Annotated in this window: 2 protein-coding genes; both read left to right on the top strand. The window is 43.9% G+C overall.

From position 1 onward, the window contains the following. The first annotated feature begins 47 nt into the window (after positions 1–47). Complete coding sequence (locus tag J4G02_22800; protein MCE2397338.1) at positions 48–401, top strand: transposase; 354 nt, start codon at positions 48–50, stop codon at positions 399–401. Next, positions 398–1,291 carry an IS3 family transposase gene (locus J4G02_22795; protein ID MCE2397337.1) on the top strand — a complete coding sequence of 298 codons (894 nt, stop codon included), beginning with the start codon at positions 398–400 and terminating at the stop codon, positions 1,289–1,291. Before J4G02_22800 ends, J4G02_22795 begins: the two co-directional genes overlap by 4 nt. Positions 1,292–1,407: the final 116 nt, after the last annotated feature.

Below are 1,407 nucleotides of genomic sequence, written 5' to 3'. Positions count from 1 at the left end.
TGCTCTTAATTACTACACTATTAGACGCTGTAGAAAGGAGCATTCAGATGTCTCATCGATTAGCCAATCGAATCTTCAAGAGGTATAGTCAAGCGTTCAAACAGCAGGTAGTCCATGAAATTGAATCCGGCATATTGACGATTGACCAAGCCCAGAAACGGTATGGGATTGGGAGTAACAGCACCATAAGAAACTGGGTCAAACAGTTGGGCAAGCATCACCTAATCGCCCAACAAGTCCGTATTGAAACGCCCGACGAGGTGAATCAACTGAAGCAACTCACTGCTGACAAACAACAGCTTGAGTCCGCCTTAGCACAGGCACATCTGAAGATAGCGGCTCTTGAATCACAGATTTGTCAAGCAGAGAAACAGTTTGGTATTGACCTTAAAAAAAAGTGAAATATGCAAGCATTGAGGCGGTGTGGCACTCGAAAACTTCTAGTTATTCCCTTGAGACAGTTTGTGCGGTTCATGGTGTATCTCGACAGGCGTTTTACCACTATCAAACCCATCAAGCCAATGAGCGACTGAAACAAGAAATGGTGCTTCAATTGGTCTGTCAAATCCGTGCACGCCAACCCAGAATTGGGGTAAGAAAATTGTATCAACTGCTCAAACCTCAGTTTGAACAACTCGGTCTCCAATTAGGTAGAGATGCGCTGTTCCGCTTGCTCAAAGACCATGGACTGCTCATTGCGCCCTCAAAGCGTGGTAAGCGAACCACTTTTGCCAATCACCGATTCTATCGGTATCCGAATCGGATAACGGATTTAGTTGTTGACCGGATTCACCAAGTTTTTGTTGCAGACATTACTTACTTACAAACGCTTGATGGCTTTGTGTATCTGGCTCTGGTTACAGACCTCTTCTCACGCAAAATCGTTGGATTTGATGTCTCGGATTCGCTAGCGGTCGAAGGTGCTATCAGAGCTTGCAAAATGGCAATAAAATCGGTCACTAAATCCGATGCACTCATTCATCATTCTGACAGAGGTATCCAATACTGTTGTCATGCTTATACCCAATTACTTCACTCACACGGTGTACAACTCAGCATGACGCAAAACGGTGATGTTTACCAGAACGCCATCGCTGAACGGGTCAACGGTATCTTGAAAATTGAATTCTTGCTAAACCACACATTTGGCTCGATACAACAAGCCACCGCTAACGCCAAACAGAGTGTTGCTATATACAATAACGAGAGACCGCATCTCAGTTTGGGGTATCAAACACCTCAAGACGTTTATCACAAAGGTCAAAAACAACTCCCTATAAATCTACCGTAATGCGTAATTTTCCTGTAAACCTATTTTAGGACTTGACATTTTAGACCATTGGTTGATTCAATTTCCAGCAATGACTAACTTCGTCAGGTCGGCAAGCGGGTATACTTTTTGTGCGA

The organism is Candidatus Poribacteria bacterium, assembly GCA_021295755.1.
Taxonomy (GTDB): domain Bacteria; phylum Poribacteria; class WGA-4E; order WGA-4E; family PCPOR2b; genus PCPOR2b.
The sequence above is the reverse complement of the archived record's forward strand: the minus strand, read 5'-3'. Positions and strand labels throughout refer to the sequence as shown.

Bases quoted from the DNA above. Each gene is read 5' to 3' on its own strand.
- J4G02_22800 (MCE2397338.1), top strand. From the start codon at position 48: ATGTCTCATCGATTAGCCAATCGAATCTTCAAGAGGTATAGTCAAGCG.